Below are 14117 nucleotides of genomic sequence, written 5' to 3'. Positions count from 1 at the left end.
TACGACGTATCCTACAAGGCCTCTGGTGGTTTTGTCCATCAGGTTATAGGCAAAGCACCTAAAATACTTCGATTTGGCAGGACCTCATCGTCTGAAGTGCGGCTTGATGAGCCTGGATGCTGGTTCCGGCACAGCATGACCCATCCACCAGAACCTGAAGCTCGGGACGGAAAGCCTTGATGAGCAAGGCGTTGGAGACAACACAGATATCGGTGCATACTCCGACCAGCTCCACCTGGGAGATATCAGGATTCCCGGCTATCCAGGATGCAAGTTCAACCGAACCGAAGCTGGGTTTTTCAAAACAGCGTGCACTCTCAAGCAGTGGTTTGAGATTCGGAACAAGCGCATGTCCCGCACTGCCCTTGATGCAATGCTCAATCGGCAGGTGCCTGCCTTCACTGGTTTGCAAATAGTCGCTTTGATGGGTATCCAGGGTGTAGGCAAGCAGGCCGGCATGGCTTTGGATTTTTCGGGCGATCCGATCGACAACCCGTTGTGCTTCCTCGCTTCCGAGGCTGCCGGTTACGAAATCCTGTTGCATGTCGATGACGACAAGCAGGGGTTTAGAATGAGACTTTGTAGAGTCCGTGGACATTGCAGTAGGCATATACATCTCCATGATCCTTATCGGTGAATACCGTTGCCGCAGACCGGTTGCTCTTGATGTCGCTTCTCCTGACAGTCTGCTTGGTTACCAAGACAATGCAGGTGATTTGATGGTCCTCGCTCTGCGGGTGGGGCTTCTTGCCGACCTCGACATACAAAAGACCGGAGCGCCGCGTTATGACAGGCAGGTGGTATTCATCCGCTTGGTCTTCAGTCTTTGCCGTCACCGGTTGCATGCTCTGGCCGCAACAGGTCAAGGAATGCCCGCCGTTATCGATGAGCTCCACCAGGGTGTGACAAACTGGACAACGGTAAAAAAGAAGTTTCTTTGCCATACCTATAAGGTACTGTGATTGGTCAAAAGAGGAAAGAGGGCTGTGGTGTTTTGTCAATCAATGATTTATTCATGGTCTTTGCATACTTTTCTCACATTTGCTCCGTAGTCTCTGATTATCACAGTTCCCAATATGGAGGAAACCATGAAAAAAGTAATTGTAGCGATGCTCGTATCCGTTGTTCTTATGTCGCTTCCAGTTTTTGCTGCTGGAACAAAGGAAAGCGCTGATCAGAAAAGTGGCCCCATGTCCTGGATTGAAGACGGCGGTGTAGCAGGTCTGCCGGGAGTCAACCCGCTGAAAGTCAGCGGCAATATCATCACTGCCGGTAGTTCCACCGTGTATCCCTTGTCGGAGCGCATGGCTGAGCGCTTCAAGCAGGAAGGGTACAGCGGAGTGATCACCATCGACTCTATCGGAAGCGGTGCAGGATTCGAACGTTTTACCGTAGCCGGTGAAACCGACATCGCCAATGCCAGCCGCGCCATCAAGGCAAAGGAAGTTGAAGCTGCCAAGCAGATCGGTCGCAACCCGATTGAGTTCCGTGTCGGCACCGACGCCCTTGCCGTAGTGGTAAGCAAGGAGAACACCTTTGCCAAGAATCTGACAAAGAGTGAGCTTGCCAAGCTGTTCAGCACAGCTTCGACCTGGTCGGAAATCAACCCCGCCTGGCCGAATCAGAAAATTCAGCGCTTCATTCCTGGAACCGACAGCGGTACGTTCGACTACTTCAGCGAAGAAATATTCAAGAACAATCCCGAGCCGATGCTTTCAGCGAAGAACCTGCAGCTCAGCGAGGATGACAACATCCTGGTACAGGGCATCAAGGGATCTCCGTATGCAGTCGGATTCTTCGGATATGCCTACTATGCAGAGAATAAGGACAGCCTTTCAATCCTTGCAATCGACGGTGTGGAAGCAAGCAAGGCCAACGTGGACAACGGGACCTACCCCTTGGCAAGACCGCTCTTCATCTACAGCGATGAGCAGATCATGCGAACCAAACCCCAGGTTGCTGCATTCATCAACTTCTACCTCAGCTATGTAAACGAAGAGATTGTAGGAGTGGGATACTTCCCGGCCAACGACGAAGAACTTGCAAAAGGCAGGCAGGCTTGGCTCAAGGCAATGAACGGTACCTACTAAGTGTTTCAGGTGATCCTGGTCATAGGTCGCATCCATGCGGCCTATGGCCTTCTTTGAAAGGATGTTCCATCTATGGCAATTGACAACCCCCACTTTAGGAAAAAAAGTCGTTTTCATGAACGAATCATCGAAACCGTCATGTTTCTTTTCGCCCTGTTCTCCATGTTGATCACCGTCGGAATCGTCGTGATTTTAGTCAGGGAGTCCTATCTCTTTTTCTCCGACCCTCAGGTAGACCTCATAGGATTCTTGACTGGGAAGAATTGGCAGCCGATGATTCATCAGTTCGGCTTCCTTCCCTTGCTCAACGCAACCTTCACCACAAGCATCATTGCGATGCTGCTTGGAATTCCCATAGGCCTCTTTGTAGCCATCTACCTGGCCGAATATGCCAGTGATCGGATGCGGGGCATCCTCAAGCCGGTTCTCGAGATCCTCGCCGGCATCCCCACCATTGTCTACGGATACTTCGCCTTGACATTCATGACCCCGCTTCTCAGGTCGTTGTTCGGCCAGGATGTGGTGGAAATCTACAATACAGCTTCGGCAGGGCTGGTCATCGGCATTCTCGTCCTTCCCTTGATAGCCACCATGGCCGAGGATGCAATCAGTTCGGTACCGAAGGAACTGCGTCTTGCAGCCTATGCCCTTGGCGGAACGAAAATTGAAACCACGTTCAAGGTCGTCATCCCGGCTGCACTGAGCGGACTGTCCGCCACCTTCCTGCTGGCTTTTTCGCGGGCTATCGGAGAGACCATGGTAGTAGCTCTCGCTGCGGGGGCGGGACCGAAGCTGACCGCCAACCCGTTCAAGGCTGCGGAAACAATCACCGGCTACATCGTACGTATCAGCGGAGGAGATGTCAGTTACAACTCTGTTGATTACAACAGCATTTTCGCACTAGGCTTGGTGCTCTTCATCATCACCTTCATCTTGAATCTGGTGTCCAGGAAGATATCCACCATCTTCCATCAGGAGTATGAATAATATGCAAAGTTCCATAACTTTTGGAAGTGAAGAGACCCGTCTCTCCATGATGGAGAGACGAAGAAAAGTCGGGGTGGTCTGGCAGGCGGTTTTCCTGTTCTCCACCTCCCTGGCAATCCTGTTTCTCGTTCTCTTGTTGTTCTCGGTCATCGACTCAACATTCGGGTTTGCTGCCATACGCTATGAAATGAAACCGTCGGAACTGATGGATGGAAAATCACAGCTTTCAGAGTTCTCCCGCCAACAACTGGAGGAGACTGCGAAAACCCATCTTTCGAGCGGCATCCTCAGGAGGGTCGAATATGAAAAGCCTATTGCCGACCGAACCGACAAGGATTTGATCGCTCTTATTGAACAGTATGTGTTGCAACCCAGCGTACTGAGGACATGGGGCCTCTGGGCCTCCTTGACGAAGCAGGGGGAAATCAATGAATACATGTTCGACCAAGGTGACGCGGTATTGACCTTCAAGAGTTGGCTGACCATCGACTTTCTTTTCGCCGACCAGAGTGCCAACCCTCTCTATGCCGGTATTCGTACCGCCTTGCTCGGATCGCTTTGGATTATTCTCATTACCTTCGTGTTTGCGTTCCCCATCGGAGTGGGTTCGGCCATCTACCTCGAGGAGTATGCAAAGCCGAACAGGCTGACCAGACTCCTTCAGCTGAATATCTTCAATCTCAGTGCAGTCCCCTCCATCATTTACGGACTTTTGGGCTTGGCTGTCTTTGTTCGGGCAATGGAAGCTTTTACCAGCGGTTCCCTGTTTACCGGGGTTTCTGATACAACCGCCAACGGGCGGACCATCCTCAGTGGAGGGTTGACGTTGGGTTTGTTGGTGCTGCCGATCATCATCATCAACACCCAGGAAGCACTGAAGGCGGTCCCGGACTCGCTGCGCATGTCCAGCTACGGCATTGGCGCAACCAAGTGGCAGACCATATGGGGCCAGGTGTTGCCGGTATCCATCGATAGGATTCTTACCGGGACCATTCTTGCATTGTCCAGGGCGCTGGGCGAGACCGCACCATTGGTTGTCATCGGTGCTTCAACCTTCATCAGTGTCGATCCCTCGGGGATTTTCTCCAAGTTCACGACCTTGCCGATCCAGATTTATCAGTGGTCGGCCAGACCCCAGGGAGCGTATCGCAACGTGGCAGGTGCTGCGATCATAGCCCTTTTGATCCTGCTGATGGTCCTCAACAGCAGCGCCATCATCCTACGAGACAAACTATCCAAAAAGAAGAGGATGGAAGCATGAATAAAACCAATTTGGCTGAGAGCCTGCCACCGGTATTCCAAGAAAAGAGCAAATTGGAACCCAAAAAAACAATCATCCAGTTGGATGATGTCAATATCCATTACGGATCCTTTCTTGCAGTCAAGCACGCGAGCATGGAAATCTATGAGCACGAGGTGACAGCCTTCATTGGACCATCGGGATGCGGTAAAAGTACGGTGCTTCGAAGCATCAACCGCATGAACGACCTGATTCGGGGGGCAACGCTCGATGGCCGGGTTCTGTTCAATGGGGAGGATCTTTATGCAAAGGATGTCGATCCTGTTCTGATCCGAAGGCGCATCGGCATGGTGTTCCAGAAACCCAATCCTTTTCCCAAGTCCATTTATGAGAATATTGCCTGGGGGGCAAGGGTGAATGGCTACAAAGGGGATTATGATGAGTTGGTGGAGACCAGTCTTCGTTCCGCAGCCTTATGGGATGAGGTAAAGGACAAGCTCAAGCAGAATGCCTTGCGCCTCAGTGGAGGCCAGCAGCAGCGTCTCTGCATTGCGAGGACCATTGCAGTGCAACCGGAAGTGATCCTGATGGATGAACCGGCTTCGGCCCTGGATCCGATAGCCACTTCCAGGATTGAGGAGTTGATTCTGGAGCTGAAAATGGACTATACGATAGTCATCGTCACCCATAATATGGGACAGGCGAGCAGGGTATCCGACTATACTGCCTTCTTCATGGTGGATGAGAACAGGACCGGGTATCTGCAGGAGTATGAAAAGACGGAGCAGTTGTTCCTCAATCCCGTACATAAGAAAACGGAAGAGTATATATCAGGAAAATTCGGTTGACCCAGGAGATTTGAAATGGATGAAAAACATACCACCATGCTGGATGAGAAAATGCGGTTTTTTCAAGAACTGCTGATCCAGATGGTCAACAGGGTGGAGGAGTCGATCCTTCTGGCCCATGCCGCGTTCAGCAATCATGATGAGGAGCTGGCCAAGAAGGTTGTCGCCAACGATTGGTTCATCGACCAGCTACAGGAGATGGTGGAGAACGATGGGGTGCGCCTGCTTATCAGTGAAGCTCCCTACGGGCACTACATGCGTCACATTATCGCCGGCATGAAAATTGTTTCCAGCCTGGAGCGGATGGGAGACCATGCCGCCCATATGGCGAAAATGACGCGGTGGGAGGAGTCTCCCCAGTTCACCCCGTTTGTTCAACGCATCAGCGAAATGGCCTTGCTCGGAGCAACCATGACCCGTCGTGCTGTAGAGGCATTCATTGATGTAAAAGCTGAAAAAGCCATTGAAGTGGCCGCCATGGACGATCGGATGGATCTTTTACGTGATGAGTTGAATAAGGATCTCTATGCATTGAAACCGGAAAACGAAAAGGAGATGGAACGCATCCTCAATCTCCATTACCTTACCAAGGAGATGGAGCGCCTCGGCGATCATGTGACAACCATCTGCCGCTGGATTGTGTACATGGAAAAAGGGCAGAGGCCGAAACTCAACGGACCGAAGTTGCAGAATCCAGCCATTCCCCGCGTCTGAACCCTATTGAGAGTTTTTCCGATACAATGAATTGCTTCGCTCTTCCAGATCGGGAAGCTCAAAGCCGCTTCGAGGCAGTCTCATGATAAAGAGACTGCCTTTTCCTACTTCGCTCTGTACTTCTATGCTTCCATGATGCACACCGGTGATGTGCTTGACGATGGAAAGACCGAGTCCGGTGCCTCCTTGGCTGCGGCTCCGGGCGGTGTCGACACGGTAAAAACGCTCAAAAATGCGCTCTTGGTCCTCAACCGGTATCCCGATGCCTTCATCCTTTACCGAGAAGGTGGCGGTCAAGTCATCCACATGACATGCCAGCGTAACAGGTGAACGTTCGCTTGAGTAGGCCAATGCATTCATCACGAGGTTTGTCAGAGCCTGGGTGATCAGCATGCCGCTGCACAAGATTTCATAACCCAGAGGATTGTCGATCTGTGTTGTCAGTGTGCTTTGTTTCTCCTCGAACCGGTATTTGCAGTTCTGCACAGTCTCCTCAATGATTTGTTCGACTTGTGTCCAAGTCATGGTGGGATGAGTATTTGACTGCTCGAGGCTGGAGAGCAGCAACAAATCATCGACAATGCGTTTCATATTGCTTGCCTGACGATGGATGACTTGGCCGAACTGCCTCAATTGTTGTTCGGTCCGTGCTTCCAGCAAGGCCTCGGAAAAACCGGTGATCGAAGTGATCGGCGTTTTCAATTCATGGCTGACATTTGCCACAAAATCCTTTCGAATCTGTTCCAACCTCGTCAGTTCAGTCATATCCTGGATCGATACCACCAACGATTTGTTCAACCCTTTGGACTGGGTCAGCGGAGAACAGAGAAAGCGAAGGGTTCTTGCTTTGCGCTTTCCTACCAGTATGGCGCTCTCCCCATAGAGATGATTGTACTTGGCAACGGTAAGCGACGTTGCAGTACCGTCCTTGGAGCATGTGTTGCAGGCCGAAAGCACCTCGGTCGAAGAGATTACCTCGCCCAGCCTGCGTCCGGTTGGATCACCGCCAAGCAGTTTGACCGCCTCGAGGTTGGCCACCTCTATGACAAGGTTGGAATCCAGCAGCAGGATTCCCTCGTGCAGGTTGTCCATGATGGCCTGCAAACGGTTGTGCGAGGTTTCCAAACGATCACGGTTTGTTTTCAGCAATGAGGCCATATGCTGCATTGAAGAGGCAAGGTCGGCCATCTCCTTTGGGCTCTGGATCGAAAGTCGTTCGTTCAGGTTCCCTTGGGCATAGTGTTTTGCCAAGGTCTGGATTTTCTTCAGGGGTTTGGTGAGCAGCATGATCGAAACGGTGGTAATACCAAGAAGAAGCAGCACAAGAATGGCAAGATTGCCCAAAAACATCTGCTGATACGTTTCTTTGTACCCGCTGAGCTGACTCAATGTTTTCGAGACTCGAATGACTGCAATGGTGGGATGGTTTTCCACCGAGCGTGCATAGTAGAGCACCGGAAGATTCTCGGTTGCACTTGTCCGCTCACTGGATGCACTTCCCTTGTCCAGAGCCTCTTGTACTTCCTGCCTCCAAAGGTGATTGTTCAACTGTGAGATGTCGAATTCCGAATCGAAGAGCACTTGGCCGTCGTGGGCGATCAAGGTGATTCTGGTTGCCGTCGACTCTGCATATGCATCAAAGTGACCCTCCTGCCAGGGTTGTGAGTATCGAGAGACAATATCGTACAGGTATTCGGCATTTCCTTTCAGCTCGGCATAGGTGGACTGCCGAAGGGCTGCACTGAAAGCCCTGTTGGAAAGACTGTAACTGAGTGTAAGGCTCAACATGAGGAGAATGAGGGAGGAAACGAGTAAATTGGAACGGATGCTTGAGAATTTCATGGTACCAACTCCCTGGCAAGGTAAGAATCGTGCATGAAAATACTGTAGCAAGGAAGGATGGGCCAAACAAGGACGCCAGCCGTATTTCACAGTTTTCTCATATCTTATACATACCTTTCTTCTTTGTATGTTTTGTGATAAAATTTTTTCACCATTATTTCAGGGAGCATGCGATGAACGTCAGTGTGCAGGAAAAAGAACCTGCGTACCTCTATGATACTCCGCTGTTGCATCAATCGTCCTTTTGGTCACAAGTAAAGCAAAAACAGGGTTACGAAACGAAAGCTTTTGATATCAAGGTCCGTTCGGAAGACTTGCAAGGGTCTCCCGCCTCATCCTATATACTGGACGACGTGCTTGTCCAGCTGGTTCCCGTCAATCGGGAGCAGAGCATCGGCTATGTCCCGTATGGTCCGGTTCTCAGTCCCCAGGAGGATCGAATGGGGCTTTTTTTGGAAGAACTGTCCATGAATCTGCAGGAAAAGCTTCCCCGGCACTGCATCCTGCTGCGCTATGACCTTCCTTGGAAAACCATCTGGGAGGATGAGGATCTTCCTCTCACTCTCCAAAATCTCAGGTTGAACTGGGGAACGAGCAAGCGAAGTCTGCACAAGTCGGTTTCCAACCAGCTGCCCAGTGATACCATGCTCATCGACCTCAGGCCGGGCGAAGAGGAAATCCTGTCACGGATGCATCACAAAACCCGGTACAACATCAATTTGGCCTTACGTAAAGGCGTTCTGGTGCGTCAAGTCGGACACGACCATCTCGATACCTTCTACGACCTGTACCGCCAGACCTGCGCACGCAATCGCATCAATTTGCATGACCGCTGTTTCTTTGATTCGCTCTATGGACCTGTCGATGAGAGTGCCGGTGTTGTCTTGCTGATGGCCTTCTATGAGGGAATTCCGCTCAGTGCAATGTTCCTCAGCCGTTCAAAGAACCGGGCGACCTACCTCTATGGCGCCTCTTCCTCGCTTATGCGAAACACCATGAGCACCTATGCACTGCAATGGGGTGCCATCAAGCTGGCAAAAAGCTGGAACTGCAGCGAATACGATCTGTTCGGCGTCTCGCCAACGAAGGAGAAGGAGCATCCGATGAGCGGACTCTACTCCTTCAAGAAAGGGTTTGGAGGGAGCATGCTGCATCGCATGGGGTGTTGGGATTTCGCCTACAACAGCGAGGATGCCCAAACGCTCTTTGCCTATGAGATGGTCGGTGAGGGCTATCACCAAAGCTGAAAGAGCAGGCGCACATTGCCTCCGCAGATCATCCCCAGCTCTGAGGCTTTTGCATTGGAAAGGTCGTAGGCTCTTACTTGATTGCTGGTCGTCTGCCTCGCATCCTCGATTGCCTTTGCTTCGACTGAGCCGCCTCCAACGGTTCCCTCAACCGTCCCATCCTCGAACACTGCCATCTGAAATCCGACATCGCAGGGAGCAGAGCCATGCTTTTCAATGACACGCACCAGGCAGAATTTCTGTTCAGTCCGAGCCAGGCGTTCCAGCAGGTTCCTGTCCAGTTGCACCACATGCTTCTCTGTGCGTACTGTTTGGATGATTTGAGCCAGAATGGAAACGGCAATCTCGCCGGCGGTCACCGCCCCGATGTCCAGGCCGATCGGAGAGTGGACTTGATCAAGCTGCGCTTGGGAGAATCCAAGATTTCTCAGATTTTCGAAGGTAGCAGCTACTTTCGACTTGCTGCCGATCATGCCGATATAGCGGTGATTGAGTCCCAGGATTTTCTGAAGACAGAGTTGGTCGTAGCTGTGGCCGCGTGTTGCGATGACAAAGTAGGGCCTGATCCAACCATGCTCCCCATCCAATGCCTGATCAAAGGGAGCACACACACACTGTGCACCACAAAAGCGCGTATTGTTGCAATACTGCTCCCTCTCATCGATGACGGTTATCCTGTATCCGAGACGGGATGCAAAAGCAACCAGCTCAAGGGCGATGTGCCCACCACCACAGACAACCAATTCGACATCGGTCTGCAATCTTTCTTCCAAAACCTCGCCGCCGGCTGCATCGCAGCTGCCCCAAAGCAATGCTGCATTGCTGTAGAGTGCTTCATCTCCTACATGAGGGCCGCTTATCACGGTCTTTCGAGTGACATCCCCGTTTTTCAGGGCATTGAGCAACAAGTTGTGGTATTTCATCAGCAAAGCAACTCCTTCATGGCTTGGATGGTATAATCGATTTCTTCGTGTGTCGTTGCAGGGCCGCAACTGAAGCGAAGTGTTCCTGTTTGAAGTGTTCCCAGACTTTGATGGGCCAGTGGTGCACAGTGCAGGCCGTAGCGGGTTTGGATGCCGTACTCTGCATCGAGGCGGTAGGCAAGCTCGGCAAGGCCGAATCCCTCGACGATGATGCTGATCACGCTGGTACGCTCTTCCATGGTCTTTGGACCGATGACTCGGATACGGCTGTCACCGAGAAAATAGGAGAGCAGTCGATTGCAGCTGGTTCGGTCCTGATCGCCCCTCTTTCCAAGGCTTGCCAATGCAGCACCAAGCCCTACGATGCCCACAATGTTTTGGGTTCCCGCCTCGAGTCGGTCAGGCAGCAGCTCAGGCATCGAAAAGCTTTCGCTTCTGCTGCCTGTTCCTCCTCCTACCGAAGGAGTGATTCTCTTGGCAAGATGGGGGGAAAGGACCAAGCCGCCGACTCCCTGCGGCCCTGCAATCCCCTTGTGTCCGGTGAAAGCAATTGCATCAATGACTCCTTCCTCGAGCCGGCATTCGACGGCAGGTGTTCCTTGGGCTGTGTCTATGCAGGTCCAGAGGCCCAACTGGTGGGCTATTGTTCCCGCCTCCCTGATCGGTTGGATGGTGCCTGCAACATTGGACGCGCTGGTAAGGATGAGGGCCTTGGTTTGGGGTTTGACCAAGGAAGGGATTGTTTCCAAGATGATTCGGCCTTGCTTGTCGCAGGGAATCACCGAATAGGGGATGCGGTGCAGATGCACTGTTCGCATCACTGCATTGTGCTCCACACCGCTTACCAGCACATGGTCGTCTGGTGTGAACAAGCCTGCCACCAAGGTGTTGAGGGCGGTGGTGACATTGAGCGAGAACACCACATTCCTGCTTTCCCTGCATCCAAACAGTAATCCCAGTTTCTGGCGACAGTCCATCACCTGCTCCATCGCTTGGACGGCATGCTCATAACTTCCCCTTCCGGGATTGGAAGCATTTTCTGCAAGATAGGTGCTCATGGCTTGTATTACACCCGGAGCTTTTGGAAAAGAGGTCGATGCATTATCCAAATAGATTCGCCGCATGGGATGAGTTTACTGCAATACAGTGAAATAATCCATTAAAGTTTTAAAAAATCAATGGCTTATGCCCGATTCAGAAACCCATCCAGCGCTTCCAGCACGGCTCCCCCAATGGCATAGGCTTTCTCACTGACCGTGGTATGGTCGGCCTGTTCCCCCCTGGGATCGATATCCGCAACCTTGAAGTGGGCGGTGACATGCAAGCCTGAATTGAGCAGGCCCCTGAGCTTGCCGTCGATGGGAGCGAAAATCGGCTCACCATCAACGGTTGCAATGACCTGGCCTGTGTGAACCAAGTCACCGATGGTGCACTGTGATCTGAAAATTCCAGCCTTGGGGGAGTGGAGCACCCGCTCTTCTCCGAATCCGTTCACAAGGCCGGGAATGCCGGTGTTGGGGATTGCACAACCCGATTTGAGGATGCGTCCAAGGCTGTGTCCTCGTTTGGTTTCAATGACGATGTCTGCATCCACTCCAGCCTCAAACCCAGGACCAAGGGTGATGACCAGTGGAGCATCATCGATATGGGTGCCCAGATTCCGTTTGGCCATGATGGCATCCACCAGGCAAACGGGCTGGACCTCGTCAAGGCACTCCATGGCCGGGTCTGCCAGAACGGGGATGATGTCTTCATCGAACAGGTTGAACGCTTCTTTCACCGTAGCACACCTCTGCGCTGTGATTCCTTCAACCTCGACTCTTCCTTGAAACATAGCCTGGGCGAGGCTGACGGTGGTACGGATGACCGAGGGCTGCTCCGTTTCCAGGACAATGACACGGTAACCGCTGCGATGGAGCCTGAGAATGACTCCGGTCGCCAAATCACCGCCACCTCGCACCAATACCACCCTCCTCCCCAGGTTTCTCAAGCTGCTTCCGGTTGTTTGGTTGATCACTTTCATGACCTCGGCGATTACCGAGACAGCTATTTCCTGGGGTGTCTCACTTCCCAGGTCCAGACCGATGGGGCAGTAAAACTTTTGTATGGCTTGAGTCCGGCATTTCAAGGATGCAGCCAGCCTCTTGGCCTTATGCCGAGACCCGAGGACACCCAGATAGGCGATATCGCGGTCCAGAAGCAGCTTGGCAGACTCCTCGTCGAAGGCATGGCTGGCAATGACGCAGACGGTACGAGCATTGATGCTTGCCTCCTCAAGGGCTTTTTGCATCGTCTCTGCGACGATTCGCTTCTTTGCAAAGGGAAACAGGTCCTCGGTTGCAAACTCCGCCCGGGTTTCCACGACCTGGGTGGGTAGGCCCACCGCATGAGCTAGTTGTGCAACCGCCTGGTTGACGTGTCCTCCCCCTATGAGCAGCAGGTTGTGCGCCTTGACCGGGAGGCTCAAATAACAAGTCCAATTGTTGGTCTCGATGTAGCGGGGAACATTGTTCTCAAGGACCTGATGCGCCTGTTCGAGGAATTGTGGATGCACTTCACCGATGGTGGCCCCTCCTTCACAAAGCCCCATCAGGGCAATTGAAGGCTGGAGTTGCAAGCCCATTACATGGTGCAATTGATGGGCCTCCCAAGCCCTGAATTGGCTGAACGCTTTCTGCATGCTTTCGGTGGTGCAGGCCAGCAGCAGCAGGTGCACCGTCCCTGCATCGCTGACTTCCCCCTGCCGGACAGTGAACGCGAGATGGCGTGATTGCTCTTGTGAGGACAGAAGATCGAGGGCTTGGCGCTGTGCGTAGGCCTCGGTTTCCCCGCCGCCGATTGTTCCGGTGACGATTCCCGCTTGATCGACCACCATGGCACCCTGGCTCCGGCTTGCCGATCCTTCGGTTTTCAGGATGATGACAAACACAAAGGCTTGATTGTGTTCGCCCAGGTATGAGGCTTGTTGCAGTACTGTGGTATTCATGGTTCCTTCCTGAAGAGTAGTGTATTGGTTTGCAAAGAACCAAAATAGATGGGGATTGCATCCAACGAGCGAGCGAGGGTTGTCATCGTCTCAGATCCTGTGTTCTCAGCTTGGTTGCAAAGCACCAGGGTCCTTCCGGCTGCACCCTTGAGGACCCCGTCTTGATGATGCAACAAATACAGATATGCTTCATCGTCGGCCACCCTGTGCCCGTCCTGGTTCCAGCCGAAGCAACACCGGCCAAGTTCCTGCCCCCACCCTGACATGCCCATGACAGCAAGCGTTGAGGTGGTGAAGTCCGGGACAACGGGATCGCAGTCGCTGTGGAGTTTCAAGGGTTTGTGGCGGGCTCCGTCGGCTTCGAGCACAAGAACATCATAGAAATCCATCAGTGTCTCCAGATGAGAGAGAGGAGGAGCGAGTGCCTTATCCTTCCCCTCGCATGCATAGAAGACGCGCTCACCCTGCTTCGGTGTATGCCTGAAAACCCGCTCGTCGCTATAGTAGATGTCGCAGCCATAGTCGCGAAGTCGGGGAAGCTCCAGCTTTGTGGTGGTGGAGACCAGGACGCGTTTGCCGAATTTGGCGTAGTGGAGGGCAAGTGCCGTCAAGGCGGTGGTTTTTCCCCCGCTGCCGGTGATGCTGATGCATCCGCATTCTCCGTTGATGAAAGCGCACAGCGCTTCAAGAAGTGTAGCCATGGGGAAAACTGTACCACTGTCGATTCTGTGTTGCAAGGGAAACGGATTTCTTTCATCACTGGTTGGAATTCGGTTGGCTTGTATACTTATGGCATGGAAACACAACAAAGACAGGCTGTCGGTGTCGATATCGTAGGCAACCGATTTACACTCTGCATTCTGGATGAGGATGGCAAGCATCCCAGCTATTATTCAGGAAGAGTCGACACCCCGCTTGGGCAGGCGCACTTTTTCAACAAGGTGGGAAAAAGGAGGCTGTTGATGCCTTCGTCAGACCTTGCCGTATTGGCTTTGAAGCTGTTGGAAAGCTCACAGGTGGTGATCAAGGATGAACAGGAACATTATGCGGTATGGGCTGCTGCCGGTGTTGAACGAGGCCGGCACATGGCACGCTTTGCAGCACTGCAGCTCCACCAAGGAAGCGACTCCTCCATTCCGATCACCGCGAAGCAGGAACAACAGCTTTTGCTGTTGCAGGATGCAGAGCTCGCTTCGCTTCTCTCGGTGGTCGGCACCAGCCAACAGATAGCAGAGGATGT

14 protein-coding genes are annotated in these 14117 nt (G+C 52.6%); 7 read left to right on the top strand and 7 right to left on the bottom strand.

Translation table 11 applies throughout. The annotated features are described in order from the left end of the window. Window positions 1-58: 58 nt before the first annotated feature. Both B3F49_RS07280 and B3F49_RS07275 read right to left on the bottom strand, forming a co-directional pair. The gene (locus B3F49_RS07280; RefSeq protein WP_293894763.1) at window positions 59-610 is read right to left on the bottom strand and encodes a cysteine hydrolase family protein; all 552 of its coding nucleotides are present in this window, start codon (window positions 608-610) and stop codon (window positions 59-61) included. Further along, window positions 567-944, bottom strand: coding sequence for a desulfoferrodoxin family protein (locus B3F49_RS07275; RefSeq protein ID WP_293894766.1), 378 nt, complete (start codon window positions 942-944; stop codon window positions 567-569). Before B3F49_RS07275 ends, B3F49_RS07280 begins: the two co-directional genes overlap by 44 nt. Window positions 945-1088: 144 nt before the next feature. Here B3F49_RS07275 and B3F49_RS07270 point away from each other — a divergent pair, with 144 nt between their 5' ends. From B3F49_RS07270 to phoU, 5 genes are all read left to right on the top strand, one after another. Beyond that, window positions 1089-2090 carry a PstS family phosphate ABC transporter substrate-binding protein gene (locus B3F49_RS07270; RefSeq protein ID WP_293910097.1) on the top strand — a complete coding sequence of 334 codons (1002 nt, stop codon included), beginning with the start codon at window positions 1089-1091 and terminating at the stop codon, window positions 2088-2090. Between the two features lie 72 nt (window positions 2091-2162). Continuing rightward, window positions 2163-3077 carry a phosphate ABC transporter permease subunit PstC gene (pstC, locus tag B3F49_RS07265; RefSeq protein WP_293894773.1) on the top strand — a complete coding sequence of 305 codons (915 nt, stop codon included), beginning with the start codon at window positions 2163-2165 and terminating at the stop codon, window positions 3075-3077. A 1-nt stretch (window position 3078) separates the two neighbouring features. Next, window positions 3079-4338, top strand: coding sequence for a phosphate ABC transporter permease PstA (gene pstA / locus B3F49_RS07260; RefSeq protein WP_293894776.1), 1260 nt, complete (start codon window positions 3079-3081; stop codon window positions 4336-4338). Next, on the top strand, window positions 4335-5165 hold the full coding sequence (gene pstB, locus B3F49_RS07255; protein WP_293910095.1) for a phosphate ABC transporter ATP-binding protein PstB: 831 nt from the start codon (window positions 4335-4337) through the stop codon (window positions 5163-5165). The genes pstA and pstB overlap by 4 nt, the downstream gene beginning before the upstream one ends. 15 nt (window positions 5166-5180) lie before the next feature. Further along, window positions 5181-5879 (top strand): phosphate signaling complex protein PhoU, encoded by a 699-nt coding sequence (gene phoU, locus B3F49_RS07250; protein ID WP_293894782.1) that lies wholly within the window; start codon window positions 5181-5183, stop codon window positions 5877-5879. Between the two features lie 3 nt (window positions 5880-5882). On the opposite strand, the gene B3F49_RS07245 is transcribed toward phoU, so the two are convergent. Then, entirely contained in the window at window positions 5883-7721 is a 1839-nt protein-coding gene (locus tag B3F49_RS07245; RefSeq protein WP_293910093.1) for an ATP-binding protein, read from the bottom strand. A gap of 173 nt (window positions 7722-7894) precedes the next feature. On the opposite strand from B3F49_RS07245, the gene B3F49_RS07240 reads away from it, so the two are divergent. Next, window positions 7895-8968 carry a lipid II:glycine glycyltransferase FemX gene (locus tag B3F49_RS07240; protein ID WP_293910091.1) on the top strand — a complete coding sequence of 358 codons (1074 nt, stop codon included), beginning with the start codon at window positions 7895-7897 and terminating at the stop codon, window positions 8966-8968. Here B3F49_RS07240 and B3F49_RS07235 read toward each other — a convergent pair. The 4 genes from B3F49_RS07235 to yqeC are packed head-to-tail and all read right to left on the bottom strand — an operon-like array spanning window position 8956 to window position 13578. Beyond that, complete coding sequence (locus tag B3F49_RS07235; RefSeq protein WP_293894791.1) at window positions 8956-9891, bottom strand: XdhC family protein; 936 nt, start codon at window positions 9889-9891, stop codon at window positions 8956-8958. The two genes, B3F49_RS07240 and B3F49_RS07235, sit on opposite strands and share 13 nt — an antisense overlap. Continuing rightward, window positions 9891-11015: an aminotransferase class V-fold PLP-dependent enzyme gene (locus tag B3F49_RS07230; RefSeq protein WP_293910089.1), complete on the bottom strand. Its 1125-nt coding sequence runs from the start codon at window positions 11013-11015 to the stop codon at window positions 9891-9893. Before B3F49_RS07230 ends, B3F49_RS07235 begins: the two co-directional genes overlap by 1 nt. Window positions 11016-11074: 59 nt before the next feature. After that, the gene (gene yqeB, locus B3F49_RS07225) at window positions 11075-12877 is read right to left on the bottom strand and encodes a selenium-dependent molybdenum cofactor biosynthesis protein YqeB (protein WP_293910087.1); all 1803 of its coding nucleotides are present in this window, start codon (window positions 12875-12877) and stop codon (window positions 11075-11077) included. Next, window positions 12874-13578 (bottom strand): selenium cofactor biosynthesis protein YqeC, encoded by a 705-nt coding sequence (yqeC, locus tag B3F49_RS07220; protein ID WP_293894800.1) that lies wholly within the window; start codon window positions 13576-13578, stop codon window positions 12874-12876. The genes yqeB and yqeC overlap by 4 nt, the downstream gene beginning before the upstream one ends. 93 nt (window positions 13579-13671) lie before the next feature. On the opposite strand from yqeC, the gene B3F49_RS07215 reads away from it, so the two are divergent. Next, on the top strand, window positions 13672-14117 hold a 446-nt coding region (locus tag B3F49_RS07215), incomplete at its 3' end, for a hypothetical protein (protein WP_293910085.1).

It is taken from the genome of Sphaerochaeta sp. UBA5836 (assembly GCF_002432845.1).
Classification (GTDB): Bacteria; Spirochaetota; Spirochaetia; order Sphaerochaetales; family Sphaerochaetaceae; genus Sphaerochaeta.
This window is presented reverse-complemented; position numbering and strand designations above follow the sequence as displayed.

Bases quoted from the DNA above. Each gene is read 5' to 3' on its own strand.
- B3F49_RS07280 (WP_293894763.1), bottom strand. From the start codon at position 610: ATGCCTACTGCAATGTCCACGGACTCTACAAAGTCTCATTCTAAACCC.
- B3F49_RS07275 (WP_293894766.1), bottom strand. From the start codon at position 944: ATGGCAAAGAAACTTCTTTTTTACCGTTGTCCAGTTTGTCACACCCTG.
- B3F49_RS07270 (WP_293910097.1), top strand. From the start codon at position 1,089: ATGAAAAAAGTAATTGTAGCGATGCTCGTATCCGTTGTTCTTATGTCG.
- pstC (WP_293894773.1), top strand. From the start codon at position 2,163: ATGGCAATTGACAACCCCCACTTTAGGAAAAAAAGTCGTTTTCATGAA.
- pstA (WP_293894776.1), top strand. From the start codon at position 3,079: ATGCAAAGTTCCATAACTTTTGGAAGTGAAGAGACCCGTCTCTCCATG.
- pstB (WP_293910095.1), top strand. From the start codon at position 4,335: ATGAATAAAACCAATTTGGCTGAGAGCCTGCCACCGGTATTCCAAGAA.
- phoU (WP_293894782.1), top strand. From the start codon at position 5,181: ATGGATGAAAAACATACCACCATGCTGGATGAGAAAATGCGGTTTTTT.
- B3F49_RS07245 (WP_293910093.1), bottom strand. From the start codon at position 7,721: ATGAAATTCTCAAGCATCCGTTCCAATTTACTCGTTTCCTCCCTCATT.
- B3F49_RS07240 (WP_293910091.1), top strand. From the start codon at position 7,895: ATGAACGTCAGTGTGCAGGAAAAAGAACCTGCGTACCTCTATGATACT.
- B3F49_RS07235 (WP_293894791.1), bottom strand. From the start codon at position 9,891: ATGAAATACCACAACTTGTTGCTCAATGCCCTGAAAAACGGGGATGTC.
- B3F49_RS07230 (WP_293910089.1), bottom strand. From the start codon at position 11,015: ATGCGGCGAATCTATTTGGATAATGCATCGACCTCTTTTCCAAAAGCT.
- yqeB (WP_293910087.1), bottom strand. From the start codon at position 12,877: ATGAATACCACAGTACTGCAACAAGCCTCATACCTGGGCGAACACAAT.
- yqeC (WP_293894800.1), bottom strand. From the start codon at position 13,578: ATGGCTACACTTCTTGAAGCGCTGTGCGCTTTCATCAACGGAGAATGC.